Origin of the sequence: Megasphaera intestinihominis (assembly GCF_040096415.1) — a bacterium.
Classification (GTDB): Bacteria; Bacillota; Negativicutes; order Veillonellales; family Megasphaeraceae; genus Megasphaera; species Megasphaera intestinihominis.
In genome coordinates this window covers 1-629 of record NZ_JBBMEU010000152.1, presented here as the reverse complement: position 1 = coordinate 629, position 629 = coordinate 1, and the positions used below count along the sequence as shown (strand labels likewise).

The following is a 629-nucleotide window of genomic DNA, read 5'->3' as shown; positions in this document are numbered from 1 at the left end:
TGGTCGACGTGATAGCTCGGCACGCGGTATTCCTGGTCATCGGCCGTGCGGATATAGGTCCCATGGCTGCCGCCCATTTTGATGACGACGGTCTGGACGCCGCGCTGCAAATAATAACCGGCGATATCTTTTTCATTATCCATTCCCGTCAGGATCCGGCCTTCATTGAGGCCAGGCATGACGATGTCGGCATACTGGGCGGCGTCGTTGATGACACGGGCCATGATTTCCTGGGACTTCCAGAGCATGGGCCGCAGGTTGGGGTCAAAGGAAATGCGCACGCCCTTACCGTGAGCCCGCATCATCAGCGTATAAATCGTTTCCCGGCACGATTCCGACAGGGCCAGAGGAATCCCCGTGACGTGCAGGTGGTCGACGCCGGTCCAATCGATACCGGAGAGGTCCGCCGGTCGGAAGTGGGAAAAGGCCGTGTGTTTGCGGATATTGGCTACCGTCGGATCCCCTTCCAGGACCTTTTCTTTCATCTGGAACCCCGTCATATGGTCATCATCGGTCCAGACATAGTCATCGTGGATGCCATTGGCCTTGAGGAAGTTGCAGATGCACTTCCCGAAGGGGTCGACGCCGACCTTGGAAATATACGACACATCATTGCCCAGCCGGGCCAT

Annotated in this window: 1 protein-coding gene; it reads right to left on the bottom strand. The window is 57.2% G+C overall.

What is annotated here, in order from left to right; all coding sequences use genetic code 11:
- The coding region (locus WMO23_RS11585; RefSeq protein ID WP_349174152.1) for a sugar kinase at positions 1-629 on the bottom strand (629 nt) is incomplete at both ends.